Source organism: Pseudarthrobacter sp. MOO13 (assembly GCF_058267655.1).
On the sequence record NZ_CM177848.1, the window covers coordinates 1,013,083 to 1,038,648 of the forward strand.

The 25,566-nt window shown below is 64.1% G+C and carries 20 protein-coding genes and 1 tRNA gene; 18 read left to right on the forward strand and 3 right to left on the reverse strand.

The window, feature by feature from the left end; translation table 11 throughout:
* Window positions 1–110 precede the first annotated feature (110 nt).
* A complete protein-coding gene (locus tag AC4EEO_RS04785) occupies window positions 111–1,445 on the forward strand; it encodes an ATP-binding protein (RefSeq protein WP_018760477.1) in 1,335 nt (444 codons plus the stop codon).
* Complete coding sequence (locus AC4EEO_RS04790; RefSeq protein ID WP_208294350.1) at window positions 1,442–2,131, forward strand: LuxR C-terminal-related transcriptional regulator; 690 nt, start codon at window positions 1,442–1,444, stop codon at window positions 2,129–2,131. The genes AC4EEO_RS04785 and AC4EEO_RS04790 overlap by 4 nt, the downstream gene beginning before the upstream one ends.
* Window positions 2,132–2,234: 103 nt before the next feature.
* On the opposite strand, the gene AC4EEO_RS04795 is transcribed toward AC4EEO_RS04790, so the two are convergent.
* The gene (locus AC4EEO_RS04795) at window positions 2,235–3,452 is read right to left on the reverse strand and encodes a pyridoxal phosphate-dependent aminotransferase (protein ID WP_109044351.1); all 1,218 of its coding nucleotides are present in this window, start codon (window positions 3,450–3,452) and stop codon (window positions 2,235–2,237) included.
* A 277-nt stretch (window positions 3,453–3,729) separates the two neighbouring features.
* Between AC4EEO_RS04795 and AC4EEO_RS04800 the strand changes: the two genes are divergently transcribed.
* From AC4EEO_RS04800 to rplL, 9 genes are all read left to right on the forward strand, one after another.
* A tRNA-Trp gene (locus tag AC4EEO_RS04800) sits at window positions 3,730–3,802 on the forward strand.
* Between the two features lie 83 nt (window positions 3,803–3,885).
* Complete coding sequence (gene secE, locus AC4EEO_RS04805; RefSeq protein ID WP_018760474.1) at window positions 3,886–4,170, forward strand: preprotein translocase subunit SecE; 285 nt, start codon at window positions 3,886–3,888, stop codon at window positions 4,168–4,170.
* A gap of 115 nt (window positions 4,171–4,285) precedes the next feature.
* On the forward strand, window positions 4,286–5,107 hold the full coding sequence (nusG, locus tag AC4EEO_RS04810; protein WP_491330292.1) for a transcription termination/antitermination protein NusG: 822 nt from the start codon (window positions 4,286–4,288) through the stop codon (window positions 5,105–5,107).
* A 128-nt stretch (window positions 5,108–5,235) separates the two neighbouring features.
* Window positions 5,236–5,667, forward strand: a complete 432-nt coding sequence (rplK, locus tag AC4EEO_RS04815; protein ID WP_018760472.1) for a 50S ribosomal protein L11 — start codon at window positions 5,236–5,238, stop codon at window positions 5,665–5,667.
* Between the two features lie 179 nt (window positions 5,668–5,846).
* A complete protein-coding gene (gene rplA / locus AC4EEO_RS04820) occupies window positions 5,847–6,554 on the forward strand; it encodes a 50S ribosomal protein L1 (RefSeq protein ID WP_018760471.1) in 708 nt (235 codons plus the stop codon).
* A gap of 115 nt (window positions 6,555–6,669) precedes the next feature.
* The gene (locus AC4EEO_RS04825; protein ID WP_491330291.1) at window positions 6,670–7,809 is read left to right on the forward strand and encodes a GNAT family N-acetyltransferase; all 1,140 of its coding nucleotides are present in this window, start codon (window positions 6,670–6,672) and stop codon (window positions 7,807–7,809) included.
* 7 nt (window positions 7,810–7,816) lie between these two features.
* On the forward strand, window positions 7,817–8,935 hold the full coding sequence (locus AC4EEO_RS04830; protein WP_018760469.1) for a GNAT family N-acetyltransferase: 1,119 nt from the start codon (window positions 7,817–7,819) through the stop codon (window positions 8,933–8,935).
* Window positions 8,936–9,231: 296 nt separating this feature from the next.
* Window positions 9,232–9,825 carry a 50S ribosomal protein L10 gene (gene rplJ, locus AC4EEO_RS04835; protein WP_018760468.1) on the forward strand — a complete coding sequence of 198 codons (594 nt, stop codon included), beginning with the start codon at window positions 9,232–9,234 and terminating at the stop codon, window positions 9,823–9,825.
* 78 nt (window positions 9,826–9,903) lie between these two features.
* On the forward strand, window positions 9,904–10,281 hold the full coding sequence (gene rplL / locus AC4EEO_RS04840; protein WP_018760467.1) for a 50S ribosomal protein L7/L12: 378 nt from the start codon (window positions 9,904–9,906) through the stop codon (window positions 10,279–10,281).
* 78 nt (window positions 10,282–10,359) lie between these two features.
* Here rplL and AC4EEO_RS04845 read toward each other — a convergent pair whose 3' ends face one another.
* Both AC4EEO_RS04845 and AC4EEO_RS04850 read right to left on the reverse strand, forming a co-directional pair.
* On the reverse strand, window positions 10,360–10,857 hold the full coding sequence (locus tag AC4EEO_RS04845) for an aminoacyl-tRNA deacylase (protein ID WP_491340016.1): 498 nt from the start codon (window positions 10,855–10,857) through the stop codon (window positions 10,360–10,362).
* Window positions 10,857–12,056, reverse strand: coding sequence for an acetyl-CoA C-acetyltransferase (locus AC4EEO_RS04850; protein ID WP_491340017.1), 1,200 nt, complete (start codon window positions 12,054–12,056; stop codon window positions 10,857–10,859). The genes AC4EEO_RS04845 and AC4EEO_RS04850 overlap by 1 nt, the downstream gene beginning before the upstream one ends.
* Window positions 12,057–12,322: 266 nt before the next feature.
* Between AC4EEO_RS04850 and AC4EEO_RS04855 the strand changes: the two genes are divergently transcribed.
* From AC4EEO_RS04855 to tuf, 7 genes are all read left to right on the forward strand, one after another.
* Window positions 12,323–12,796 (forward strand): hypothetical protein, encoded by a 474-nt coding sequence (locus AC4EEO_RS04855; protein WP_018760464.1) that lies wholly within the window; start codon window positions 12,323–12,325, stop codon window positions 12,794–12,796.
* Window positions 12,797–13,094: 298 nt separating this feature from the next.
* Window positions 13,095–16,604, forward strand: coding sequence for a DNA-directed RNA polymerase subunit beta (gene rpoB / locus AC4EEO_RS04860; RefSeq protein ID WP_018760463.1), 3,510 nt, complete (start codon window positions 13,095–13,097; stop codon window positions 16,602–16,604).
* Window positions 16,605–16,749: 145 nt separating this feature from the next.
* On the forward strand, window positions 16,750–20,649 hold the full coding sequence (locus tag AC4EEO_RS04865; RefSeq protein ID WP_018760462.1) for a DNA-directed RNA polymerase subunit beta': 3,900 nt from the start codon (window positions 16,750–16,752) through the stop codon (window positions 20,647–20,649).
* 388 nt (window positions 20,650–21,037) lie between these two features.
* Entirely contained in the window at window positions 21,038–21,412 is a 375-nt protein-coding gene (rpsL, locus tag AC4EEO_RS04870) for a 30S ribosomal protein S12 (RefSeq protein WP_009358312.1), read from the forward strand.
* 1 nt (window position 21,413) lies between these two features.
* Window positions 21,414–21,884 carry a 30S ribosomal protein S7 gene (gene rpsG / locus AC4EEO_RS04875; protein WP_003803829.1) on the forward strand — a complete coding sequence of 157 codons (471 nt, stop codon included), beginning with the start codon at window positions 21,414–21,416 and terminating at the stop codon, window positions 21,882–21,884.
* A gap of 69 nt (window positions 21,885–21,953) precedes the next feature.
* Window positions 21,954–24,068 carry an elongation factor G gene (gene fusA, locus AC4EEO_RS04880; protein ID WP_018760461.1) on the forward strand — a complete coding sequence of 705 codons (2,115 nt, stop codon included), beginning with the start codon at window positions 21,954–21,956 and terminating at the stop codon, window positions 24,066–24,068.
* 264 nt (window positions 24,069–24,332) lie between these two features.
* The gene (tuf, locus tag AC4EEO_RS04885) at window positions 24,333–25,523 is read left to right on the forward strand and encodes an elongation factor Tu (RefSeq protein ID WP_018760460.1); all 1,191 of its coding nucleotides are present in this window, start codon (window positions 24,333–24,335) and stop codon (window positions 25,521–25,523) included.
* Window positions 25,524–25,566: the final 43 nt, after the last annotated feature.

A 25,566-nucleotide genomic window follows, 5' to 3' on the forward strand; every position in this document is an offset into this window, starting at 1 on the left:
TCCAAGCCCGTCGCCGCTCTACTGGGGGAAACCCTGAACGGTCCCTGAGCCACCCCCGGGAAAGCGCACAACCCGGTCCGGGCCACCCTGATCCATGCTTGGATTGATCCATGACAACCCTCCCCGCGCGGCCGCCCCTGGCCCGGAGCAGTGACCGGGTCATCGCCGGCGTGTGCTCCGGCCTGGCCCTGCACCTCGGGTGGCCCGTGAAGACCGTCCGCTGGGGCATGGTCCTCGCGTCCTTCGCAGGCGGGGCCGGCCTGGTGTTTTACGCGTGGCTCTGGATCATGGTTCCCACCGCGGATGAGGCTGCCCGGCGCAATACCCGCCGCCCGGCGTCGCCCATTGCCCCGGCGGTGAGCCGGCCCGCCGCCGCAACAACGGACGACGACGGAAGTCCCACGGGTGCCGCGGGCTCCGGCCCGGCCGGCACGGGCGCAACCCCCGGCGCTCCCTGGTTCCGGGTGCGGGGCATGCGCTACGGCAAGGAGATCCTGCTCGGCTGCGGGCTCCTGCTGGTCGCCGGGATCATGATCGCCCAGTTGCTGGGTGTTGATGTGTCCCTGGGCACCCTCATCCCCGCCGCCGCTGTCCTGGGTGGCGCCTCGATCGCCTGGATGCAACTGGACGAGACCCGCCGGGCGGGACTGGTGGACAAGACCAAGGCGGACCAGGCCGGCGGCTGGGGCCGGCTCGCAGCGGGGCTGGCGCTGGTGGTTGCCGGTGTCCTGGTGATGGTGTCCGGCTCGGGTTCCTGGGAACAGACGTGGCTTGCGCTGCTGGCTTCCGTGGCGGTCCTGGGCGGCGTGGTGCTGGTCCTGCTGCCGTGGGCCTTGAAATTCTGGCGGGACCTCGAAGCCGAGCGTGCGGGCCGCATCCGGGAAACGGAACGCGCGGAGATCGCGGCCCACCTGCACGACTCAGTGCTGCAGACGCTCGCCTTGATCCAGCGGCGGGCGGGCAACGAGCACGACGTCGTCCGCCTGGCCCGCGCGCAGGAGCGTGAGTTGCGTGGCTGGCTCTTTCAGGACCACGGACGGGAAAGCGGCCAATTGTCGGACCGGATCAAGGCCGCAGCCGCCGAGGTGGAGGACCTGCTCGGCAACGCGGTGGAGGTGGTCACGGTGGGTGACGCCGCCATGACGGAGGCTCACGAAGCCTTGGTCCAGGCCAGCCGTGAGGCGATGCTCAATGCCTCCCGGCACGGCGGCGGAACGGTGTCCGTTTATCTTGAGGCTTCGGACGGGCAAGCCGAGATCTTCATCAAGGACAGGGGCCCCGGTTTTGAGCTGGGGAACGTTCCCTCGGACAGGCTTGGCGTCCGGGAATCGATCATCGGCAGAATGAAAAGGCATGGCGGCTCGGCTGCCATCCTCAGTACGGATGACGGCACCGAGGTTCGGCTGAGGCTGCCGGCAGCGGAGAACGCGGAAGGGAAACCATGAGCACCATCCAGGGAACAGGGGGCGCAGCCGCCCGGCCGGCCAAATCCGTGCGGGTGGTGATCGTGGACGATCACGCGATCTTCCGCTCCGGGTTGAAGGCCGACCTCGACGCCAGCATCCACGTGGTGGGGGAAGCCGCCACCGTGGAACAGGCCATCGCCGTGATCGCCGAGCAGCGGCCCGACGTCGTCCTCCTGGACGTGCACCTGCCCGGTGGGCTGGGCGGCGGCGGCCGGGAAGTCATCGCCGGCTCCGCACCCCTCCTCTCCGCCACCCGCTTCCTGGCCCTGAGCGTTTCCGACGCAGCGGAGGACGTGGTGGCGGTGATCCGCGCCGGGGCCAGGGGCTATGTCACCAAGACCATTTCCGGCGCCGAGATCACTGATGCCGTGTTCAGGGTGGCCGGCGGCGACGCCGTGTTCTCTCCGCGCCTGGCCGGGTTCGTCCTGGACGCATTCGGAACCGCTCCCGCGGACATTGCCGACGACGAGCTGGACAAGCTCTCGGCACGCGAACTGGAGGTCATGCGGCTCATCGCCCGGGGCTACAGCTACAAGGAAGTGGCCAAGGAACTCTTCATCAGCATCAAGACGGTGGAAACCCACGTGTCCGCGGTGCTCCGGAAGCTGCAGCTTTCCAGCCGGCATGAGCTGACCAAGTGGGCCGCCGAGCGCCGCCTCCTCTAACAACGCCAGCTCACCTTTGACGCCTTAGACACCGACGCCCGCTCACTTCCTCAAGGAAAGTGAGCGGGCGTCGGTGTCTAACCAGCCGGAAGTGAGCGGGCGTCTACTGGGCCTTGCCCAGGAAGTCCTGCAGGCGCTGGACGCCGGTGGCGAGGTCGTCATCGCCCAGTGCGTAGGAGAGGCGCACGAATCCGGACGGGCCGAACGCCTCGCCGGGGACCACAGCCACCTCTACCTCATCCAGGATCAGGGCGGCCAGCTCGGCAGACGTCTGAGGCGTGGCGGTGCCTGACGCGGTGGGGAATTCCTTGCCCAGCAGCCCCCGGACGTCCGCGTAGACGTAGAAGGCGCCCTTCGGCGTCGGGCATTCCACGCCGTCAATGGCGTTCAGGCCGGCGACGATGGCCTTGCGGCGGCGGTCGAAGGCCACCTTCATCTCATCGACCGCGGTCAGCGGACCGGACACGGCGGCGAGGGCCGCAATCTGCATGATGTTGGAGACGTTGGACGTGGCGTGCGACTGCAGGTTGGTGGCGGCCTTGATGACGTCGGCGGGGCCGATCATCCAGCCCACGCGCCAGCCGGTCATCGCGTACGTCTTGGCGACGCCGTTGAGGATGACCACCTTGTCGCCAAGTTCGGGGGCTGCAGTGGCGATGGAGGTGAAGGGGACGCCGTCGTAGGTGAGGTGCTCGTAGATCTCGTCCGTGACAACCCAGAGGCCCTTTGCTGCGGCCCACTTGCCGATCTCAGCCACCTGCTCCGGCGAGTAGACAGCGCCGGTGGGGTTCGACGGCGAGACGAACAACAGGATCTTCGTCTTGTCCGTGACAGCCGCTTCCAACTGCTCGACGGTTACCAGGTACTCCTGCTCGGGCCCTGCGAAAACTTCCACGGGCACGCCGCCGGCCAGGCGGATCGCCTCGGGGTAGGTGGTCCAGAACGGGGTGGGCACGATCACTTCGTCGCCCGGATCCACCAAGGTGGCGAACGTGTTGTACACAGCCTGCTTGCCGCCGTTGGTGACCAGCACCTGCGAGGGGTCAACGGTATAGCCCGAGTCCCGGAGGGTCTTTTCGGCAATGGCCTTCTTCAGCTCCGGCAAGCCGCCCGCAGGGGAATAGCGGTGGTACTTGGGCTGGCCGGCCGCTTCGATGGCGGCCTGGACAATGTAGTCCGGGGTGGGGAAGTCGGGTTCGCCCGCGCCGAAGCCAATAACCGGCCGGCCTGCTGCCTTGAGCGCCTTCGCCTTGGCATCAACGGCAAGGGTTGCGGATTCGGCAATTGCGGATATGCGCTTGGAAACGCGGGCGGCAGACATGGCAGGTCCGTTCTTCGCTTGCAGCCTGAAGGCTGGAATGTGGGTTTCGACGAGTTCTACTCTAAGCTGTTCAGCGGACCCTCCGGGGAGCCGGTTTGGTTTTGTGACTGCTGACTGCTGCACAAGTCGGACCGGCCGGCGGATGGGCCGGGTCGGGCCGGTTTTACCTACGCGGACTTCTTGCGTAGACTGGTTCACCGGTGTTGAAACACGGATGATGGCGTGCGCCCCAGTTCAAACTGGTGCATGGGTCGTCAAAGAGTGGCATTCACTCCATAGGGTAGTGGCGCAATTGGTAGCGCAGCGGTCTCCAAAACCGCAGGTTGCAGGTTCGAGTCCTGTCTGCCCTGCGCAAGCTGTCTCCGGGCGAAAGCCCGGGGCAGGCGCAGCAACCATGGTTCTGATCAGGGCCGGGTAATCCACCATTGCAAAGATGAGCGAGGACCAGGTGACCGAAACAGCTGCCAGCAGCTCCAAGGGCCGCCCAGCTAAGAAGGAAGCCAAGGCAAGCTTCTTCGCCCGCATTGCTCTCTTTGTCCGCCAGATCATTGGCGAACTCAAGAAGGTTGTGGCCCCCACCCGCAAGGAACTGATCAACTACACGCTCGTGGTGCTGGTGTTCGTGGCCATCATGATGGTCATCGTCAGCCTGCTGGACATTGGTTTCGGAACCGCTGTCAGCTGGATCTTCGGCGGTACCGGCTCGACGGACAGCTAAGGCTGGATGGTCCGCAGGCCGCGTGTTTCGTCCGGGAAACCGGAAGGGAAGCGCCGGTGTGCGGAATTGAGCCATTTAAATAGGCATGTTAGGCAATGAGGAAGCAGGAGACCAAGTGTCTGAGCAGGAGCTCGAGGTAACCGAGTCTGGGCTGGAACAGTCCCAGGACGTCGCGGCAGAAGCCGGTGAAGAGTCCGAGGTTGAGTCCTTCGCGCCCGAATCCGACGACGCCGGCTCCGATGCTGACGGTGCCGCCGGTGAAGAAGCCGACGCCACGGAAGACGGCGACGACGAGTCCGCCGACGCCCTCGCCGCCGCAGCGGCCACCGCAGCCGCTGATCCCGCCGAGGAGTTCAAGGCCAAACTGCGCCGCCAGGAGGGTGACTGGTACGTCATCCACTCCTACGCAGGTTACGAGAACCGCGTGAAGGCCAACCTTGAAACCCGCATCCAGACCCTGGACATGGAAGATTACATCTTCGAAATCCAGGTGCCCATGGAAGAAGTCGTGGAGATCAAGAACGCCCAGCGCAAGGTGATCAACCGCGTCCGCATCCCCGGCTACGTCCTGGTCCGCATGGACCTGACCGACGCCTCCTGGGGCGCCGTCCGCCACACCCCCGGCGTGACCGGCTTCGTGGGCAACGCCCACAACCCGGTCCCGCTGCGCCTGGACGAGGTCTTCTCCATGCTCGCCCCGGTCTTCGAGGAAGAGCAGGCCGAGAAGGGCAAGCCGGTCAACAAGCAGAACCAGGCTCCCGTGGCCGTCGACTTCGAGGTCGGCGAGTCCGTCATCGTCAAGGAAGGCCCGTTCGAGACCCTTCCCGCCACGATCTCCGAGATCAAGCCCGAGTCCCAGACCCTCGTGGTGCTGGTCTCCATCTTCGAGCGCGAAACGCCCGTCACCCTGGCGTTCAACCAGGTCACCAAGATCTGACCAACCGAGAATTCGTTCCGGCACCGCCCGCTTAGCGGCGCCGGAACGGCCGGCCGCCTTGCCATGGCGGCCACAAACCTGAGGCACGCTCCTGTGCCCCAGGACGTTATTGAGAGAAGGACCCTACATTGGCTCCCAAGAAGAAGGTCACCGGCCTCATCAAGCTGCAGATCCAGGCAGGTGCCGCCAACCCGGCCCCGCCGATCGGTCCCGCGCTTGGCCAGCACGGTGTCAACATCATGGAATTCTGCAAGGCGTACAACGCTGCGACGGAAGCCCAGCGCGGAAACGTCATCCCCGTGGAAATCACGGTCTACGAGGACCGTTCCTTCACGTTCATCACCAAGACCCCGCCGGCTGCAGAGCTCATCAAGAAGGCTGCAGGCGTTGCCAAGGGTTCATCCACCCCGCACACCGTCAAGGTTGCCAAGCTGACCCAGGCCCAGGTCAACGAGATCGCCTCCACCAAGATGGAAGACCTCAACGCCACCAGCCTCGAAGGCGCAGCCAAGATCATCGCCGGCACCGCCCGCTCCATGGGTATCACCGTCGAGGGCTAACCACCCTTCCCGCTGTCCAGCGTCAAGGTAATTGACGACGACGGGCGGCACCGCCGGGACACCGGCACCAAACACATTGAAATGTCGGTCATCCGGGCCGGATAACGAACCGGATCACCGACTGTGGCAGGGCCCAGCGCGGTCCGCAGACCACAACTGCACAAGGAGAAATAAGCAGCATGGCAAAGCGCAGCAAAGCATATGAGGCAGCAGCCGCCAAGATCGACGCGGAGAAGCACTACGCACCGTTCGAGGCAGTAACGCTGGCCAAGGACACCAACCCGTCCAAGTTCGACGCAACCGTCGAGGTGGCTTTCCGCCTGGGCGTTGACCCCCGCAAGGCTGACCAGATGGTCCGCGGTACGGTCAACCTGCCCCACGGCACCGGTAAGACCGCCCGCGTCCTGGTCTTCGCCACGGGCGACAAGGCTGAGGCAGCAATCGCAGCCGGCGCGGACTTCGTTGGTTCCGACGACCTGATCGAAAAGATCGCCGCCGGCTGGACCGACTTCGACGCAGCCGTTGCCACCCCTGACCTCATGGGTAAGGTTGGCCGCCTCGGTAAGGTCCTTGGTCCGCGTAACCTGATGCCGAACCCGAAGACGGGCACCGTGACCCCCGACGTCACCAAGGCCGTCAACGACATCAAGGGTGGAAAGATCGACTTCCGCGTCGACAAGCACTCCAACCTGCACTTCATCATCGGCAAGGTGTCGTTCGACGCCATCAAGCTGGCCGAGAACTACGCAGCCGCCCTGGAAGAGGTCCTTCGCCTGAAGCCGTCCGCTGCCAAGGGCCGCTACATCCAGAAGGCCACCGTTGCCACCACGTTCGGTCCCGGCATCTCCGTCGACCCCAACGTCACCAAGGTGCTCACCGAGGCTTAGTCCTTGATGAAAGTTCCTGCCCCGGGCTGATCCCGGAGCATCAGGAGCCCGCCCCGACGCGCATGCGCCGGGGCGGGCTCCTTTGTTGTCCGGCGTATTTGCCTAAGCTGGCTGCATGGATAATCCGGACCCCGCTGGCGTCCCGCCGCTGCCGGCACGTGACGTACTGGTGATTGGCGCCGTCGCGATCCCTGCCGCCGGAAGCGGCCAAGGTCCCTCCGGTACGTTGGCGGACTTCCGGGAGTGCCAGGCCATGCGGGCAGCGGAGGACATGGCTGTGTGGGGAAGCCTGGAGCGCTGCCTGACCGACAAGGAGGCGCTTGAGTACTGGCGTGGCAACCCCTATGAAGAACGGCAGCTCTTCCTGGCCCGGATCGGCAGCGAACCGGTGGGCCTGTGCTCGGTCACCTTCCCGCTGCGGGACAACACGGCCACGGCGGGCATTGAGGTCCTGGTGGTTCCCCGCTGGCGCCGCCGGGGGATCGGGCGTGCGCTGCTGGGCCATGTCGAGGCCGTGGCCCACTCCCGGGGTCGGTCATCCCTTGGCGGCTTCCATGAAATACCCCTGGACGCTTCGGGACATGGCGCCGGCAGGCTGGCCGCGAAGTCCGGGGCCGGGCACTTGCCACTGGACCACCCCGCAAGCGCTTTTGCCCTGTCCGCCGGCTACCAGCTGGAACAGGTGGAACGCTCCAGCCGGCTGGCCCTGCCCGTGGCTGGTGACCGGCTGGCCCGGCTCGAAGCGGAAGGGATCGCGCGTGCAGAGTGCTACACGCTGACGGCCTGGGATGATCGTTGCCCGGAAGAGCTTGTTGCCGCCTTTGCCCGGCTCAAGGAGCGGATGAGCACGGATGCGCCTACCGCGGGCATGGACTGGGAACGCGAGGACTGGGATGCGGCCCGGGTCCGGGGGGACGAATCGGCCCTTGTCCGCAGTGGCGTCCAGTCTTCCGTGGCGGCCGCCGTGCACCGGCCCACTGGCGAGCTGGTGGCGTACACGGTCCTCACCTGGCGCCCCGAGGTGCCGGAGTCGCTGATCCAGCAAGACACCTTGGTGTCGGCAGAGCATCGCGGGCATCGGCTGGGCATGCTGGTCAAGGTGGCCAACCTCCGCCGCGCGCAGGAAAAGTGGCCCCCGGCGCGCTCGGTCCTGACATGGAATGCCAGCGAAAACCAGCATATGCTGGCGATTAATACCGCACTTGGATTCAAGCCTGCCGGCTATGAAGGTGAGTGGCAGAAACGGCTGGGATGATGCCCGAATGGCGATAGACGTAAAGATCGAACAGCTGTGGATTCCGGATTCCCTGGACACCCCGGACGCAGCCGACTTCCTGGCCGCCGTCGAGGTGGGGCGCAAGGTGCGGATGCAGACCTGGGGGAGTGACGATCTCGCCTACGGTCCGCTGGAAAAACTGCTCGAGTTTGCTGATCCCTATGAGCGGCAGCTGATCCTCGTCGCCAAGGTGGACGGAGACATCGTGGGCACTGTGGACATCGCGCTGCCGCTGACGGACCACCTGGACCTTGCCGAACTCACCCTGGACATACTGCCCGAGTTCCAGCGCCAGGGCGTGGGCCGGCGCCTGCTTGAGGCGGCCGAACAGCTGGCTCGCGGCGAGGGACGCACCATGATCCTGGTGGACACCAACCACCCCGGCGCATCACTCCACGAATTTGGTCAGGCCCAGTTGGTCCCGGGCACCGGCCAGGGGTTCGTTCCCTTGGAAAGCCGGGAGGTGGAGTTCGCGCAGCGGACCGGGTACACACTCCAGCACATTGAGCAGTTCAGTTCCTGCCTGCTTCCCCTCGACACGAAGCTGGTGGCCGACCTCCAGGCTGAGGCCGAGGAAGCCAATGGCGGCCGGTACCGGCTGCACCATTGGACGGACCGCTGCCCGGACCAGTGGCTGGAGGCCGTGGCGGTCCTGGAGAACCAGGCGGGTGCAGACGTCGACCCCTCCCTGGACGTGCCGGTTGAGCAGGACATGGTGTTCGACGGCGGGATCCTGCGTGAGGCCGAAGACGTCGCCATCGCGCAGGGAAGGCGGACGGTGGTCACCGCCGTCGAGCACATCGCCACGGGATCGCTGGTGGGACTGACCACCATCACCGTGCTGGCCCACCGCGCCGACGTCGTTTTCCAGGACGATACCTTGGTCCTGCAGGAGCACCGCGGCAACAAGCTGGGCCTGCTGATCAAAGTGGCCAACATGGAGCGGCTCAGCGAGCAGTTCCCGGATGCCCGCATCATCTACACCTGGAATGCCCCCGAGAACCGGTACCTGCTTACGGTCAACAAGCAGCTTGGGTTCCAGACGGCAGGGGTGACGGGTATCTGGCAAAAGGAACTTCCCACCTTGCGGACCAGCACCAGCTGACGCCCGATTTGGCGGACCGGTGCTCCCTCACGTAAGCTGGGAGTACCAAAGACCGTCGGTTGTTGGAAATCCACTCTCCTGTTCATGGCTCAACTCTGCAGTTGTGCGCCGGAGGCCACAGTAGGTTTCCGGACGAAGGACCCTCAACGCAGGGCGGCCGGCGCAGGTGAACGAAGCAAAGCTCCACGGCTCAGCCGTGTTGAGCCAAGCCCCGTGCATCTGCGCGGGGCGTTTTTAGTTTTAGCTCTCTTGAGCGGGGACCGTCGAATACCGGCACTATCCCCGGAAGGAGGGTTATGGCAACGCCTACCAAGGTTTCAGCAGTAGCTGAGATCACTAACGATTTCAAGGAATCGAACGCCGCTGTCCTGACCGAATACCGCGGGCTCACCGTTGCACAGCTCAAGCAGCTGCGTGTTTCTCTCGGCCAGGACACCAAGTTCGCGGTCGTCAAGAACACCCTGACCGCCATTGCAGCCAAGGAAGCCGGCGTCGAAGCATTCGACGGCCAGCTTGCCGGCCCCACTGCAATCGCGTTCATCAAGGGTGACGCAGTTGCCGCTGCCAAGAGCCTGACGGATTTTGCCAAGGCCAACAAGCAGCTGGTCATCAAGACCGGTTACTTCGAGGGCAAGGCATTGGACGCCACCGAGGTTGCAGCCCTGGCTGCCCTCGAGTCCCGTGAGCTGCAGCTCGCCAAGGTTGCGGGCGTCCTCAAGGCACCCGCCGCCGCAGCTGCACGCATCATCGACGCACTGCGCCTCAAGCTTGAAGAAGAGAACGGTGCACCGGCAGCTGCCGAAGCGCCTGCCGCTGAAGAATCTGCTGACTCTTCAGCTGAAGCAGTAGCCGAGGCACCCGCCGAAGCTGCCGCTGCCGAAGAGAACTAATTCTCTTTACCCCACCAGACTCCGGTGTCAGGCCCGGCTCCGCGCCGCTCGGACACCACAACAGGAAGGACGCCAACCATGGCGAAGCTCAGCAACGAAGAGCTCATTGAAGCTTTCAAGGAACTGACCATCATCGAGCTCTCCGAGTTCGTCAAGCTCTTCGAAGAGACCTTCGAAGTTACCGCCGCTGCTGTTGCAGTTGCCGGCCCCGCCGGTGGCGGAGCTGCTGAAGAGGTTGAAGAGAAGACCGACTTCGACGTCATCCTCGAATCTGCCGGTGACAAGAAGATCGCCGTCATCAAGGAAGTTCGCGCCATCACCTCCCTCGGCCTCAAGGAAGCCAAGGACCTGGTTGACAGCGCCCCCAAGGCTGTTCTCGAAGGCGCCAACAAGGAAGCTGCCGAGAAGGCCAAGGAGCAGCTCGAGGCTGCAGGCGCCACCGTTACCCTCAAGTAACAACGCCTTTTCCTCGGGAAACCCCGCCCCACTGCGAGCCAGTTGGGCGGGGTTTCTGCTTTAAGCGGGCCCGAAGGGTCAGCCGGGATCTGAGATGTCGGCGACTACGGCATCCAGGGCTGCGGTCAGCGAGTCGGCGTCAACGAACGCACTGTAGCCGTGGGCTCCGGCGCCCATGGAGATCCTGCGCCCGGTGATCGTGGCGTCGGCATAGACAGGCCATGCCGTGGTGCTGCCCAGCGGCGTGATGGTGCCACGCTCGTAGCCGGTCGCTTCCAGGGCAACGTCTGCCGGTGGCAGCGAGAGCTTGTTGACGCCCAGCAGGGACCGGAGTTTCGGCCAGGAAATCTGCCGGTCGCCCGGAACCAGCGCGAACAGGAATGAACCGTCCTTGTGCTTGACCACCAGTGACTTCACAATGTCGGCCGGCGGGATGCCCAGGATATCGGCCGCTTCGGCGAGGCTGCGTGCCGGCGGACGTTCCACGACGTCAACGTGCAGGCCGCGCGCGGCGGCGTCGGCCAGGAAACGTTCCCGCCCGACGCCGTCCGTTCCGTTTGCGGTCAGGCCCGCCATTAGTCGCGGTAGAGCAGGAGCGCTTCGCCCTGCCCCCCTCCGCCGCACAGGGCCACCGCGGCCTTGCCCGTCCCGCGGCGCTTGAGCTCATGGGCGGCGTGCGCGGCCAGCCGCGCCCCGGAAGCCCCGATCGGATGCCCCAGGGCGATCGCCCCGCCATGGATGTTGCACTTTTCCAGGGGGTAGTCCAAATCCTTGAGCGACTGCACGGCAACGGAACCGAAGGCCTCGTTGATCTCGATGAAGTCCAGGTCGGCCGTGCCCCAGCCGGCTTTGCCGAGGGCATTCATGATCGCGTGCGAAGGCTGTGAATGCAGGGAGTTGTCCGGTCCGGCAACCTGGCCCGGCTTCCCGACGACGGCCAGGTACTCCAGGCCGTGTTCGTCGGCGTAGGCGCGGGAAGCGAGCACCAGTGAGGTGGCGCCGTCGGACAGGGGAGAAGAGTTGCCGGCCGTGATGGTTCCGTCCGTAACGAATGCGGCGCGCAGCCCGGCGAGCGACTCCACGGAGGTGTTGGGGCGCACGCCCTCGTCGGTGTCCACCACCAGTGGATCGCCCTTCCGCTGCTTCACGCTGACCGGGGCGATTTCGCCGTCGAACGTTCCGTTCTTTGCCGCGAGGGCCGCGCGTTGGTGGGACTGTGCGGCCACGTTGTCCTGGGAGGTCCGGTCGATGCCCAGGGTGAGGTTGCGCGTCTCGGTGGACAACCCCATGGACTCGCCGTCGAAGGCGTCGGTCAAACCGTCGTGGGCGGCTGCGTCCAGTGCCTGGATGGAGCCGTAGGTCCATCCCTGGCGGGACCCGGGGAGCAGGTGCGGTGCCCGGCTCATGGATTCCTGGCCGCCGGCCACCACCACGGCTGCTTCGCCGGCACGGATCATGCGGGCGGCGTCGATCACGGCGGTGAGCCCGGAGAGGCATACCTTATTGACCGTCACGGCGGGGACGTTCCAGCCGATCCCGGCGCCGATGGAGCTTTGCCGCGCAGGGTTTTGGCCGGCACCCGCCTGCAGTACCTGGCCCATGATCACGGCTTCCACATCGGCTGCATCAATGCCGCTGGCCGCCAAGGCAGCCCTGATGGCGTGGGCGCCGAGGTCCACCGCCGTCAGGCTGGACAGTTGGCCGTTGATGCGGCCCTGCGGGGTCCGCGCTGCTGCAAGGATGACAACGTCACTGTTGTCAGGAGAGTTGCCCATGGTCATCACTTTCAATCCGGTTCAGGTGTAAGCCACCAAGGCTATCGTGAGCCTGGTCACCCATATACTCAAACGCCGAATCGCCTGTGTGCATTCCGGCGTCCCGGTTGCGGCAGGAATCCTCCCCTCCGGGCGGGAGGCCGCGGCAGGCGGGGGAGAGGTCCCCATCCCGGCATTGTGCACGACGGCGGCGGCTTGCGTAGGGTGGTGGGCGAGGCTTTCCAGGGGGACACCGGTTCCGGGGCCGTGACGGACGGAGCGAGAACATGAAGACGACATTTGCCGCAGCAGCCCTTGCCGCCGTTGCCGCGCTCACCGGCTGCTCGGTATCGACACCGTCGCCGGCGGACTCAACTCAGCCGTCCGCTTCGCCCTCGGTCCGGTCCAGCGATGGCAGCACGCCCCGTGCGTCAGCAACGTCAACAGGCGCCGGCAACGCGGCTGCGGGTACCAAGGAAGCCTGTGAGCTCTTCAACACATTGTTCGCGGACTATGCTGCCGTTTCCCCCACCGATGCAAAAGGCTACGAGGACGTCTACCTGAAGGCCCAAGACGCCAAAGCCACGGTTTCCGGCGACCTTGAGGGACTCTTCGCCTCGCTCAGCCTGCTTGCGATCGACCACTCGGCTGCCGCTGAGTCCGGCGGCACGCCCGCCCAGGAGTCCAAGGACGCCGTGCGTGACGCCGTCTTCGCCAACTCGGGAACCTGCACGGCGGAAGGCGTCACGCTGCGCCTGTAGGGTGTCCGGTGCACAGCGCGAAAACAGGTGCTTGCAATCCGGCCGGATGTGGGGTAGACACGTAGGTTGTTTTGCCGTATCGTAGATATTTGCGTCTTCCCTGTTTACCTTCAGCCTTCATATAGCGGTGGGCTTTGCCTGGCAGCTGGCAATAAACGTGCCGTGACAACGTCACAGCATCGTCAGCGCGGGTCCCGGGTCATATAGCGGAACCGGATGGTAGCGCTGCGGAGTCACTCCGCAGGGTGCACAGCGGGGGAGATCTGAAAACGCCTGAAGGTCTGTGGAAGGATCCCTCTTGGTCGCCTCGAGCACCTCTAATAACGAAACCGCTAACACCGCCGACAGCACTGATGGTGCCACTCGCCGGCTCTCATTCGCAAAGATTCACGAACCCCTTGACGTTCCGAATCTGCTTGCCCTGCAGACAGACAGCTTCGACTGGCTGGTCGGCAATGAGCGCTGGCAGGCACGCGTGGCAAAGGCTGTCGAAGAAAACGATCTCAGCGTCGCCACCACGTCCGGCCTGTCGGACATCTTTGAAGAGATCTCCCCGATTGAGGACTTCCAGGGCACCATGTCCCTGAGCTTCTCCGATCCGGAGTTCGCTGACCCCAAGTACACAATGGCCGAGTGCAAGGACCGGGACGCAACGTACTCGGCTCCGCTGTACGTGAAGGCCGAGTTCATGAACAACAACACGGGCGAAATCAAGCAGCAGACCGTGTTCATGGGCGACTTCCCGCTGATGACCGAGAAGGGTACCTTCGTGGTCAACGGCACCGAGCGTGTCGTCGTCTCACAGCTGGTCCGTTCGCCGGGCGCCTACTTCGAGCGCGCCGCTGACAAGACCAGCGACAAGGACATCTTCACCGCCAAGATCATCCCGTCCCGCGGTGCCTGGTTCGAGCTCGAGATCGACAAGCGCGACCAGGTAGGTGTCCGCCTCGACCGCAAGCGCAAGCAGTCCGTCACCGTCCTGCTGAAGGCCCTCGGCTGGACCGAAGGCCAGATCCTCGAAGAGTTCGGCCAGTACGACTCCATGCGGGCAACCCTGGAGAAGGACGCCACCGAGACCCGCGAAGACGCCCTGCTGGACATCTACCGCAAGCTGCGTCCGGGCGAGCCGCCCACCGTCGAGGCTGCCCAGTCCCTGCTGGACAACCTGTACTTCAACTCCAAGCGCTACGATCTGGCCAAGGTTGGCCGCTACAAGATCAACCGCAAGCTCGGCATCGACCGCTCCCTTGGTGACAAGGAAGCCTCGGTCCTGCACGTTGAAGACATCGTTGCCATGATCAAGTTCCTCGTCGCGCTTCACGCCGGCGAGAAGACCATCAAGGGCACCCGCGATGGCCAGGAAGTGGACCTGCGCGTCGAAATCGACGATATCGACCACTTCGGCAACCGCCGCATCCGCGCCGTCGGCGAGCTCATCGAGAACCAGGTCCGCACCGGCCTGTCCCGCATGGAGCGCGTCGTCCGCGAGCGTATGACCACCCAGGACGTCGAGGCCATCACGCCGCAGACCCTGATCAACATCCGCCCTGTGGTTGCAGCCATCAAGGAGTTCTTCGGAACGTCCCAGCTGTCCCAGTTCATGGACCAGAACAACCCGCTCTCGGGCCTGACCCACAAGCGCCGCCTGTCCGCGCTTGGCCCGGGTGGTCTGTCCCGTGACCGTGCCGGCATGGAAGTCCGTGACGTGCACCCGTCCCACTACGGACGTATGTGCCCCATCGAAACTCCTGAAGGCCCGAACATCGGCCTGATCGGTTCGCTGGCGTCCTACGGCCGGATCAACCCGTTCGGTTTCATCGAAACCCCGTACCGGCTGGTCAAGGACGGCGTCGTGTCCGACGACGTCCAGTACCTGACGGCCGACGACGAGGCCGAGGTGCTGATCGCGCAGGCCAACGCCCCGCTGGACGAGAACAACAAGTTCGCCGAGGACACCGTCCTGGTCCGTGCCCGTGGTGGTGGAGGCGAGCCCGTCCTGGTTCCCGCCGCCGACGTCGAGTTCATGGACGTCTCCCCGCGCCAGATGGTGTCCGTGGCAACCGCCCTGATCCCGTTCCTGGAGCACGACGACGCCAACCGTGCACTCATGGGTGCCAACATGCAGCGCCAGGCCGTGCCGCTGGTCCGTTCCGAGGCCCCGTTCGTGGGTACCGGCATGGAACGCGCCGCCGCCGTTGACGCAGGTGACGTTGTCATCGCCAAGAAGGCCGGTGTGGTCACCGAGGTTTCCGCCGAGCTCGTCATCATGCTCAACGACGACGGCACCGAGACCAACTACCGCATCAACAAGTTCGCCCGCTCCAACCAGGGCAACTGCTACAACCACCGCGTCCTGGTGAACGAAGGCCAGCGCCTGGAAGTCGGCGGCATCATCGCTGACGGCCCGGCAACGGACCAGGGTGAACTTGCGCTCGGCAAGAACCTGCTCGTGGCATTCATGTCCTGGGAAGGCCACAACTTCGAGGACGCCATCATCCTCTCGCAGCGCATCGTTGCCGAGGACGTCCTTTCCTCCATCCACATCGAGGAGCACGAGATCGACGCCCGCGACACCAAGCTTGGTGCCGAGGAGATCACCCGTGACATCCCCAACGTGTCCGAGGAAGTCCTGGCCGGCCTGGACGAGCGCGGCATCATCCACATCGGTGCCGAGGTTGAAGCAGGCGACATCCTGGTCGGAAAGGTCACCCCGAAGGGTGAAACCGAACTGACCCCGGAAGAGCGCCTGCTGCGCGCCATCTTCGGTGAGAAGTCCCGCGAAGTGCGCGACACCTCCCTGAAGGTGCCGCACGGCGAGTCCGGCACCGTCATCGGCGTCCGCGTCTTCGACCGCGACAACGACGACGAGCTGCCCCCGGGCGTGAACCAGCTGGTCCGCGTCTACGTGGCCGCCAAGCGCAAGATCACCGACGGCGACAAGCTCGCCGGCCGCCACGGCAACAAGGGCGTTATCTCCAAGATCCTCCCGGTCGAGGACATGCCCTTCCTTGCCGACGGCACCCCCGTTGACATCGTCCTGAACCCGCTGGGTGTTCCGGGCCGCATGAACGTGGGCCAGGTGCTCGAAACGCACCTCGGCTGGGTTGCCAAGACCGGTTGGAAGATCGAAGGCGAGCCCGAGTGGGTCAAGCAGCTGCCGAACCTGCCGCGCGAGAGTGGCCCCACCACTGTTGCCACGCCGGTGTTCGACGGTGCCCGCGAAGAGGAAATCACGGGCCTGCTGGATTCCACCAACGTGACCCGTGACGGTGACCGCCTGATCAACTCCTCGGGCAAGACCCGCCTGTTTGACGGTCGCTCCGGCGAACCGTTCCCGGATCCGATCTCGGTCGGCTACATGTACATCCTGAAGCTCCACCACCTGGTGGACGACAAGATCCACGCGCGCTCCACCGGCCCGTACTCCATGATCACGCAGCAGCCGCTGGGTGGTAAGGCACAGTTCGGTGGCCAGCGCTTCGGTGAAATGGAAGTGTGGGCGCTCGAAGCTTATGGCGCCGCCTACACGCTCCAGGAGCTCCTCACGATCAAGTCGGATGACATCCACGGCCGCGTGAAGGTCTACGAAGCGATCGTCAAGGGCGAGAACATCCCCGAGCCGGGTGTTCCCGAATCCTTCAAGGTCTTGATCAAGGAAATGCAGTCGCTGTGCCTGAACGTGGAAGTGCTTTCCACGGACGGAACCACAATTGAAATGCGTGACTCTGATGACGCAGTCTTCACGGCTGCGGAAGAACTGGGCATCGATCTGTCTCGCGCAGAGCCCAGCTCCGTAGAAGAGGTCTAGCAGGAGGTTGACGACGGCGGGTGACCACCCGCCGTCGTACGCCCCCTCCCTCCTCCCGCAACCAGGGCGCCCGGTGGTTGAGCTGTCGAAACCCCGGCGCCGTCAAGACTTCAGAATTTAGAGAACAAGAGAGAACAGGGACCATATGTCCAGCGAATCCTCCTTCGGCCTCATGCAGATCGGCCTCGCCACCGCGGAAGACATCCGCGGCTGGTCGTACGGCGAGGTTAAGAAGCCGGAAACCATCAACTACCGCACGCTCAAGCCCGAGAAGGACGGCCTCTTCTGCGAGAAGATCTTCGGCCCGTCCCGGGACTGGGAGTGCTACTGCGGCAAGTACAAGCGCGTGCGCTTCAAGGGCATCATCTGTGAGCGCTGTGGCGTCGAAGTCACCCGCGCCAAGGTCCGCCGTGAGCGCATGGGCCACATCGAGCTGGCCGCTCCCGTCACGCACATCTGGTACTTCAAGGGTGTTCCGTCCCGCCTGGGCTACCTCCTTGACCTGGCTCCGAAGGACCTCGAAAAGGTCATCTACTTCGCCGCCTACATGATCACCAGCGTCGACGAGGCTGCCCGCCACGAGGAACTGCCCAACCTGCAGGTTGAGCACGACATCGAGAAGAAGCAGCTGATCGACAACCGCGACGCCGACATCGCCGCGATCGCCCGCGACCTCGAAGGCGAAATCGCACGCCTCGAAGGCGAAGGCGCCAAGGCAGCGGACAAGAAGAAGGCCCGCGACTCCGCCGACCGCCAGATGGCCAACGTGCGCAAGCGCGCCGACGCCGACATCGAGCGCCTCGAGCAGGTCTGGGACCGCTTCAAGAACCTCAAGGTCGCCGACCTCGAAGGTGACGAAGGCCTGTACCGCGAACTGCGCGACCGCTACGGCATGTACTTCGAAGGCTCCATGGGTGCCGAGGCCATCAAGAAGCGTCTTGAGAACTTCGACATGCAGGCTGAGTCCGACCTGCTGCGCGACATCATCGCCAACGGCAAGGGCCAGCGCAAGACCCGCGCCCTCAAGCGCCTGAAGGTGGTCAACGCGTTCCTGACCACCAACAACAGCCCGCTCGGCATGGTGCTCGACGCCGTCCCGGTGATCCCGCCGGAACTGCGCCCGATGGTCCAGCTGGACGGTGGCCGCTTCGCGACCTCCGACCTCAACGACCTCTACCGCCGCGTGATCAACCGGAACAACCGCCTCAAGCGCCTGCTTGACCTTGGTGCTCCGGAGATCATCGTCAACAACGAGAAGCGCATGCTTCAGGAAGCTGTTGACAGCCTCTTCGACAACGGCCGCCGCGGCCGTCCGGTCACCGGACCGGGCAACCGTCCGCTGAAGTCCCTGAGCGACATGCTCAAGGGCAAGCAGGGCCGTTTCCGCCAGAACCTCCTCGGCAAGCGCGTTGACTACTCCGGCCGTTCGGTCATCGTCGTCGGCCCGCAGCTGAAGCTGCACCAGTGCGGCCTGCCCAAGCAGATGGCCCTGGAGCTCTTCAAGCCATTCGTGATGAAGCGCCTGGTTGACCTCAACCACGCCCAGAACATCAAGTCGGCCAAGCGGATGGTGGAGCGCTACCGCCCGCAGGTCTGGGACGTTCTCGAAGAGATCATCACCGAACACCCGGTGCTGCTCAACCGTGCACCTACCCTGCACCGCCTGGGCATCCAGGCGTTCGAGCCGCAGCTTGTTGAAGGCAAGGCAATCCAGCTGCACCCGCTGGTTTGTGGCGCGTTCAACGCAGACTTCGACGGTGACCAGATGGCAGTCCACCTGCCGCTGAGCCCCGAAGCGCAGGCTGAAGCCCGCATCCTGATGCTGTCCTCGAACAACATCCTGAAGCCCTCCGACGGACGCCCGGTCACCCTGCCCTCGCAGGATATGATCATCGGCCTCTACCACCTGACCACCAAGCGCAAGGGTTCAGCCGGTGAAGGCCGCATCTTCGGTTCGGTTTCGGAAGCCATCATGGCGTTCGACGCCCGCGAGCTGCACCTGAACTCGCAGGTCAAGATCCGGCTCGAAGGCTTCGTGCCCTACGCCGGCTGGGAAGCTCCGGAAGGCTGGGAGCAGGGTCAGCCCGCTCTCGTCCAGACCTCCCTGGGCCAGGTCCTCTTCAACGAGACCCTGCCCGAGGACTACCCCTGGGTCGAGGCTGTTGCCGACAAGGGCGAGCTGTCCCGGATCGTCAACGACCTCGCCGAGCGCTACCCGAAGGTCGTCACCGCGGCAACGCTGGACAACCTGAAGGACGCCGGTTTCTACTGGGCCACCCGCTCAGGCGTCACGGTTGCCATCTCCGACATCGAGGTCCCGGCTGCCAAGCCGGAAATCCTTGCCGGTTACGAGGAACGGGCCGCCAAGATCCAGGGCCAGTACGACAAGGGCCTGATCGACGACGACGAGCGTCGCCAGGAACTGATCGAGATCTGGAACAAGGCCACCAACGACATCGCCTCGGTGATGCGCGAGAGCCTCTCACCGATGAACACCATCAACCGCATGGTGTCCTCCGGTGCACGTGGTAACTGGATGCAGGTCCGCCAGATCGCGGGTATCCGTGGCCTGGTGGCCAACCCGAAGGGTGAGATCATCCCGCGCCCCATCAAGTCCTCCTACCGTGAGGGCCTGTCGGTGCTGGAATACTTCATCGCCACGCACGGTGCCCGTAAGGGCCTGGCCGATACCGCCCTGCGTACCGCCAACTCGGGTTACCTGACCCGTCGCCTGGTGGACGTCTCGCAGGATGTCATCGTCCGTGAAGAAGACTGCGGCACCGAGCGCGGCTTGGTCACGCCCATCGCCGTCGCCGATTCCAACGGTGAGCTCGTCCTGGACGAGAACGTCGAGAACAGCGCCTACGCCCGTACGCTGGCCGTCGACGTCGTGGACTCCGAGGGCAATGTCCTCGCAGCCGCCGGCACCGACTGCGGCGACGTCGTCATCGCGGAACTCTTCAAGGCAGGCATCACCGAGGTCAAGGTCCGCTCGGTCCTCACCTGTGAGTCCAGCGTCGGCACCTGCGCCCTGTGCTACGGCCGTTCGCTGGCCACCGGCAAGACTGTGGACATCGGCGAGGCCGTGGGCATCATTGCCGCACAGTCCATCGGTGAACCCGGTACCCAGCTGACCATGCGTACGTTCCACACCGGTGGTGCAGTTTCCGCCGGCGGTGGCGACGACATCACCCAGGGTCTGCCCCGTATCCAGGAGCTCTTCGAAGCCCGTACTCCGAAGGGTGTCGCGCCGATTGCCGAAGCAGCCGGCCGCATCACCATCGAAGAGTCCGAGCGCCAGATGCGCCTGGTCATCACCCCGGATGACGGAACGGAAGAGATCGCTTACCCGGTCCTGCGCCGTTCACGCCTGCTCATCGAAGACGGTGACCACGTCACCGTTGGCCAGAAGCTGATCAACGGTCCCGTGGACCCCAAGCAGGTCCTGCGCATCATGGGTCCGCGTGCCGCCCAGAAGTTCCTGGTGGACGAGGTCCAGGGCGTCTACCGCAGCCAGGGCATCGGTATCCACGACAAGCACGTCGAGGTTATCGTCCGCCAGATGCTGCGCCGCGTCACGGTCATCGAGTCCGGTGAATCGGACCTGCTGCCCGGCGAGCTCGCCGAGCGGAGCCGGTTCGAGGAGGCCAACCGCCGCGTTGTGTCCGAGGGCAAGACTCCGGCTTCCGGACGTCCTGAGCTCATGGGCATCACCAAGGCGTCGCTGGCCACCGAGTCCTGGCTCTCGGCCGCTTCCTTCCAGGAGACCACCCGCGTCCTGACGCAGGCGGCCATGGAAGGCAAGAGCGATCCGCTGCTTGGCCTGAAGGAGAACGTCATCATCGGTAAGCTGATCCCCGCCGGCACGGGCCTCCCGCGCTACACGGAGGTCACGGTCGAGCCCACTGAAGAAGCGAAGGCCAACCTGTTCACCGGCCCCAGCGCATTCAGCGATTTCTCGTACGACACCCTGGGCGGTGACGGAGCTCCCGAGTTCCACGCCATCCCGCTGGATGACTACGACCTCGGCAACGACTTCCGCTAACCAGCAGAAGCCGGCTTGGCCGAAAGGGATGGTCCCGCACCGCACGGTGGGGGACCATCCCCCTTTAACCCGTCGATTAAGGCCTGGACACTGTCCGTGGTAGACTGGTTACCAATTGTTATTGTGGCAGTGGATGAGTGCGCCGGTATCAGCTGAAAGGCTGGACCAGAGCGACGTTTCCGGTTTGCAGGGTTCTTGTGCAACGTATGCCACATTTTTGCATGCCTAGGGACTGATGGGATCGCAAGCTCCTTCCCGGTATGCGATCCGACTATTAAAGGCTTCGCCTTCGCCGCCATGAAGATCCTCTTCAGGGCTCGGGCGGCGGGGCAACGCAACAAGAGAGTGGCCGGAAACAGCCACTCCGGATAAAACGGAGAACACGAGAGTGCCTACGATTAACCAGCTGGTCCGCAAGGGCCGCACGCCTAAGGTCTCAAAGACCAAGGCTCCCGCGCTTAAGGGCAGCCCCATGCGCCGCGGTGTTTGCACCCGCGTTTACACCACCACCCCGAAGAAGCCGAACTCGGCTCTGCGTAAGGTGGCGCGTGTTCGCCTCAATGGCGGCGTGGAAGTTACCGCCTACATCCCCGGTGTTGGCCACAACCTGCAGGAGCACTCCATTGTGCTCGTCCGCGGTGGTCGTGTTAAGGACCTCCCCGGTGTCCGCTACAAGATCGTCCGTGGCGCCCTTGATACCCAGGGCGTGAAGAACCGTAAGCAGGCCCGCAGCCGCTACGGCGCAAAGATGGAGAAGAAGTAATATGCCTCGCAAGGGTCCGGCCCCCAAGCGGCCGCTCGTTTCGGATCCGGTTTACGGCTCCCCGCTGGTAACCCAGCTCATCAACAAGGTGCTTGTTGACGGCAAGAAGTCCACTGCAGAGCGCATCGTCTACGGTGCCCTCGAAGGCGCACGCGCCAAGTCCGGTGGCGACCCCGTCGCAGCGCTGAAGAAGGCCATGGACAACGTCAAGCCTTCGCTTGAAGTTCGCTCCCGCCGCGTCGGTGGCGCCACCTACCAGGTCCCGGTTGAGGTCAAGCCGGGCCGCTCCACCGCACTCGCCCTGCGCTGGCTGGTTGGCTACTCCAAGGCCCGCCGTGAAAAGACGATGACCGAGCGCCTCCAGAACGAAATCCTGGATGCGTCCAACGGTCTCGGTGCCGCTGTGAAGCGTCGCGAAGACACCCACAAGATGGCCGAGTCCAACAAGGCCTTCGCACACTACCGCTGGTAATACTCCCCGGCCGCCGCCGGCTCAACAGAGCCGGCGGCGAACGTGTAGTCCATCCCAAAAGGAGACCCCGTGGCACAGGACGTGCTTACCGACCTTAGTAAGGTCCGCAACATCGGCATCATGGCCCACATTGATGCCGGCAAGACCACCACAACCGAGCGCATCCTGTTCTACACGGGTGTGAACCACAAGATCGGCGAAACGCACGACGGCGCTTCGACCACTGACTGGATGGAACAGGAAAAGGAACGCGGCATCACCATCACGTCTGCCGCCGTGACCTGCTTCTGGGAGAACAACCAGATCAACATCATCGACACCCCCGGCCACGTTGACTTCACGGTTGAGGTTGAGCGCTCCCTGCGCGTCCTCGACGGTGCAGTTGCCGTCTTCGATGGCAAGGAAGGCGTTGAGCCGCAGTCGGAAACCGTTTGGCGCCAGGCTGACAAGTACAACGTTCCGCGTATTTGCTTCGTCAACAAGATGGACAAGCTCGGTGCTGACTTCTACTTCACCGTAGACACCATCATCAGCCGCCTCGGTGCCAAGCCGCTGGTCATGCAGCTGCCCATCGGTGCCGAGAACGACTTCATCGGCGTCGTCGACCTGCTTTACATGCGTGCCCTGGTTTGGCCGGGCGACGCCAAGGGCGACGTGACCATGGGTGCCAAGTACGAAATCCGCGAGATCCCTGCCGACCTGCAGGAAAAGGCTGAAGAGTACCGCGCGAACCTCGTTGAGACGGTCGCCGAGTCCTCTGAGGAACTCATGGAGAAGTACCTCGAGGGCGAAGAGATCTCGATCGACGAGCTCAAGGCCGGCATCCGCAAGATGACCATCAACTCCGAGCTGTACCCGATCTTCTGTGGCTCCGCCTTCAAGAACCGCGGCGTCCAGCCGATGCTCGATGCCGTGGTGGACTACCTGCCGAACCCGCTCGACGTCCCCCCGATGGTCGGCCACGATCCTCGCGACGAAGAGAAGGAACTGACCCGCAAGCCTTCCTCGGAAGAGCCCTTCTCGGCTCTGGCCTTCAAGATTGCGGCCCACCCCTTCTTCGGCCAGCTCACCTTCATCCGCGTGTACTCCGGTCACGTGGAAGCAGGCGCCCAGGTGGTCAACTCCACCAAGGGCAAGAAGGAGCGCATCGGCAAGCTGTTCCAGATGCACGCCAACAAGGAAATGCCCGTCGAGGGTGCTACCGCCGGCCACATCTATGCAGCCATCGGTCTGAAGGACACCACCACGGGCGACACCCTGTGCGATGCCAACAACCAGATCGTGCTCGAGTCCATGAGCTTCCCGGAGCCCGTGATCTCGGTTGCCATCGAGCCGAACACCAAGGGTGACCAGGAGAAGCTCTCCACGGCCATCCAGAAGCTCTCCGCTGAGGACCCCACCTTCCAGGTGTCCCTCAACGAAGACACCGGCCAGACCATCATCGCCGGCATGGGCGAGCTCCACCTGGACATCCTGGTGGACCGCATGCGCCGCGAATTCAAGGTCGAAGCCAACGTGGGCAAGCCCCAGGTTGCTTACCGCGAAACCATCAAGCGCGCCGTCGAACGCCACGACTACACGCACAAGAAGCAGACCGGTGGTTCGGGCCAGTTCGCAAAGATCCAGATCGCGATCGAGCCGCTGGACACCGCCGAGGGCGAGCTGTACGAGTTTGAGAACAAGGTCACCGGTGGCCGCGTTCCCCGCGAGTACATCCCGTCCGTTGACGCGGGCATCCAGGATGCGCTGAACGACGGCGTCCTGGCCGGCTACCCGGTTGTCGGCATCAAGGCCACGCTGATTGACGGCGCGTACCACGATGTTGACTCTTCGGAAATGGCGTTCAAGATCGCCGGCCGCATGGCTTTCAAGGAAGCTGCGCGCAAGGCGAACCCGGTTCTGCTTGAACCGCTGATGGATGTCGAGGTCCGCACCCCTGAGGAATACATGGGTGAAGTTATCGGTGACCTCAACTCCCGCCGTGGCCAGATGCAGTCCATGGAAGATGCACAGGGCGTCAAGGTCATCCGTGCGCACGTTCCGCTGTCCGGCATGTTCGGCTACATCGGTGACCTGCGCTCGAAGACCCAGGGCCGTGCTGTGTACTCCATGACGTTCAACAGCTACGCCGAGGTCCCGAAGGCAGTTGCCGACGAGATCATCCAGAAGACCCGCGGCGAGTAGTCCTTCGGACTTTTCGCAGCGAAAAACTCGGGTGCGCTTGCCGGTTACGGAAAGCACAGCCGGTGCAGGTGGCCGGGGCACGGTCGGATTCGTCCGGTCAAGCCGGTTCCCGGCCATCTGCACGAACAGGCTCTAGGGACTAGTATTAGTTCCTGAATCTGCAATTTCACCAATCCAAAGCCCCCCAAGTAGACTTACCTGAGTTTCTGCCGCGACAAGAGCGGCAGGAGGGTATGTCATTTGAAAACGTTCTAGGAGGAACCTGTGGCAAAGGCAAAGTTCGAGCGGACTAAGCCGCACGTCAACATCGGCACCATTGGTCACGTTGACCACGGTAAGACGACGCTGACGGCCGCCATTTCCAAGGTGCTGTACGACAAGTACCCGACTCTCAACGAGAAGCGTGACTTCGCGTCGATCGACTCTGCACCCGAAGAGCGTCAGCGCGGTATTACCATCAACATCTCCCACGTGGAGTACCAGACCGAGAAGCGTCACTACGCACACGTTGACGCCCCCGGCCACGCTGACTACATCAAGAACATGATCACCGGTGCTGCCCAGATGGACGGCGCAATCCTCGTGGTTGCCGCTACCGACGGCCCGATGGCTCAGACCCGCGAGCACGTTCTGCTGGCCCGCCAGGTTGGTGTTCCCTACCTGCTGGTCGCGCTGAACAAGGCCGACATGGTTGACGACGAAGAGCTCCTCGACCTCGTCGAAATGGAAGTTCGCGAGCTCCTGAGCTCGCAGGGCTTCGATGGCGACAACGCTCCGGTTGTCCGCGTCTCCGGCCTGAAGGCCCTGGAAGGCGACCCCGAGTGGGTCAAGTCCGTTGAGGACCTGATGGCTGCAGTCGACGAGTCCGTTCCGGACCCCGTACGTGACCGCGACAAGCCGTTCCTGATGCCGATCGAAGACGTCTTCACCATCACCGGTCGTGGCACCGTTGTTACGGGCCGCGCCGAGCGTGGAACCCTCGCCATCAACTCCGAGGTCGAGATCGTCGGCATCCGCCCGGTCCAGAAGACCACGGTTACCGGTATCGAGATGTTCCACAAGCAGCTCGACGAAGCATGGGCCGGCGAGAACTGTGGCCTCCTGCTCCGCGGTCTGAAGCGCGACGATGTCGAGCGTGGCCAGGTTGTCGTCAAGCCGGGTTCCATCACCCCGCACACCGACTTCGAAGCCAACGTCTACATCCTCTCCAAGGACGAAGGCGGACGTCACAACCCGTTCTACTCCAACTACCGCCCGCAGTTCTACTTCCGCACCACGGACGTAACCGGCGTTATCACCCTGCCCGAGGGCACGGAAATGGTTATGCCCGGCGACAACACTGAGATGACCGTTGCGCTCATCCAGCCCATCGCAATGGAAGAGGGCCTCGGCTTCGCAATCCGTGAAGGCGGCCGCACCGTTGGTTCGGGACGTGTTACCAAGATCATCAAGTAGTTTCTGCTGATCACGGACCATCCGAATCCTTGATTCGGTAATC

Excerpts from the sequence above, each read along its gene's own strand:
- AC4EEO_RS04785 (WP_018760477.1), top strand. The coding sequence starts at position 111 with ATGACAACCCTCCCCGCGCGGCCGCCCCTGGCCCGGAGCAGTGACCGG.
- AC4EEO_RS04790 (WP_208294350.1), top strand. The coding sequence starts at position 1,442 with ATGAGCACCATCCAGGGAACAGGGGGCGCAGCCGCCCGGCCGGCCAAA.
- AC4EEO_RS04795 (WP_109044351.1), bottom strand. The coding sequence starts at position 3,452 with ATGTCTGCCGCCCGCGTTTCCAAGCGCATATCCGCAATTGCCGAATCC.
- secE (WP_018760474.1), top strand. The coding sequence starts at position 3,886 with ATGAGCGAGGACCAGGTGACCGAAACAGCTGCCAGCAGCTCCAAGGGC.
- rplA (WP_018760471.1), top strand. The coding sequence starts at position 5,847 with ATGGCAAAGCGCAGCAAAGCATATGAGGCAGCAGCCGCCAAGATCGAC.
- AC4EEO_RS04825 (WP_491330291.1), top strand. The coding sequence starts at position 6,670 with ATGGATAATCCGGACCCCGCTGGCGTCCCGCCGCTGCCGGCACGTGAC.
- AC4EEO_RS04830 (WP_018760469.1), top strand. The coding sequence starts at position 7,817 with ATGGCGATAGACGTAAAGATCGAACAGCTGTGGATTCCGGATTCCCTG.
- rplJ (WP_018760468.1), top strand. The coding sequence starts at position 9,232 with ATGGCAACGCCTACCAAGGTTTCAGCAGTAGCTGAGATCACTAACGAT.
- rplL (WP_018760467.1), top strand. The coding sequence starts at position 9,904 with ATGGCGAAGCTCAGCAACGAAGAGCTCATTGAAGCTTTCAAGGAACTG.
- AC4EEO_RS04845 (WP_491340016.1), bottom strand. The coding sequence starts at position 10,857 with ATGGCGGGCCTGACCGCAAACGGAACGGACGGCGTCGGGCGGGAACGT.
- AC4EEO_RS04850 (WP_491340017.1), bottom strand. The coding sequence starts at position 12,056 with ATGGGCAACTCTCCTGACAACAGTGACGTTGTCATCCTTGCAGCAGCG.
- AC4EEO_RS04855 (WP_018760464.1), top strand. The coding sequence starts at position 12,323 with ATGAAGACGACATTTGCCGCAGCAGCCCTTGCCGCCGTTGCCGCGCTC.
- AC4EEO_RS04865 (WP_018760462.1), top strand. The coding sequence starts at position 16,750 with ATGTCCAGCGAATCCTCCTTCGGCCTCATGCAGATCGGCCTCGCCACC.
- rpsG (WP_003803829.1), top strand. The coding sequence starts at position 21,414 with ATGCCTCGCAAGGGTCCGGCCCCCAAGCGGCCGCTCGTTTCGGATCCG.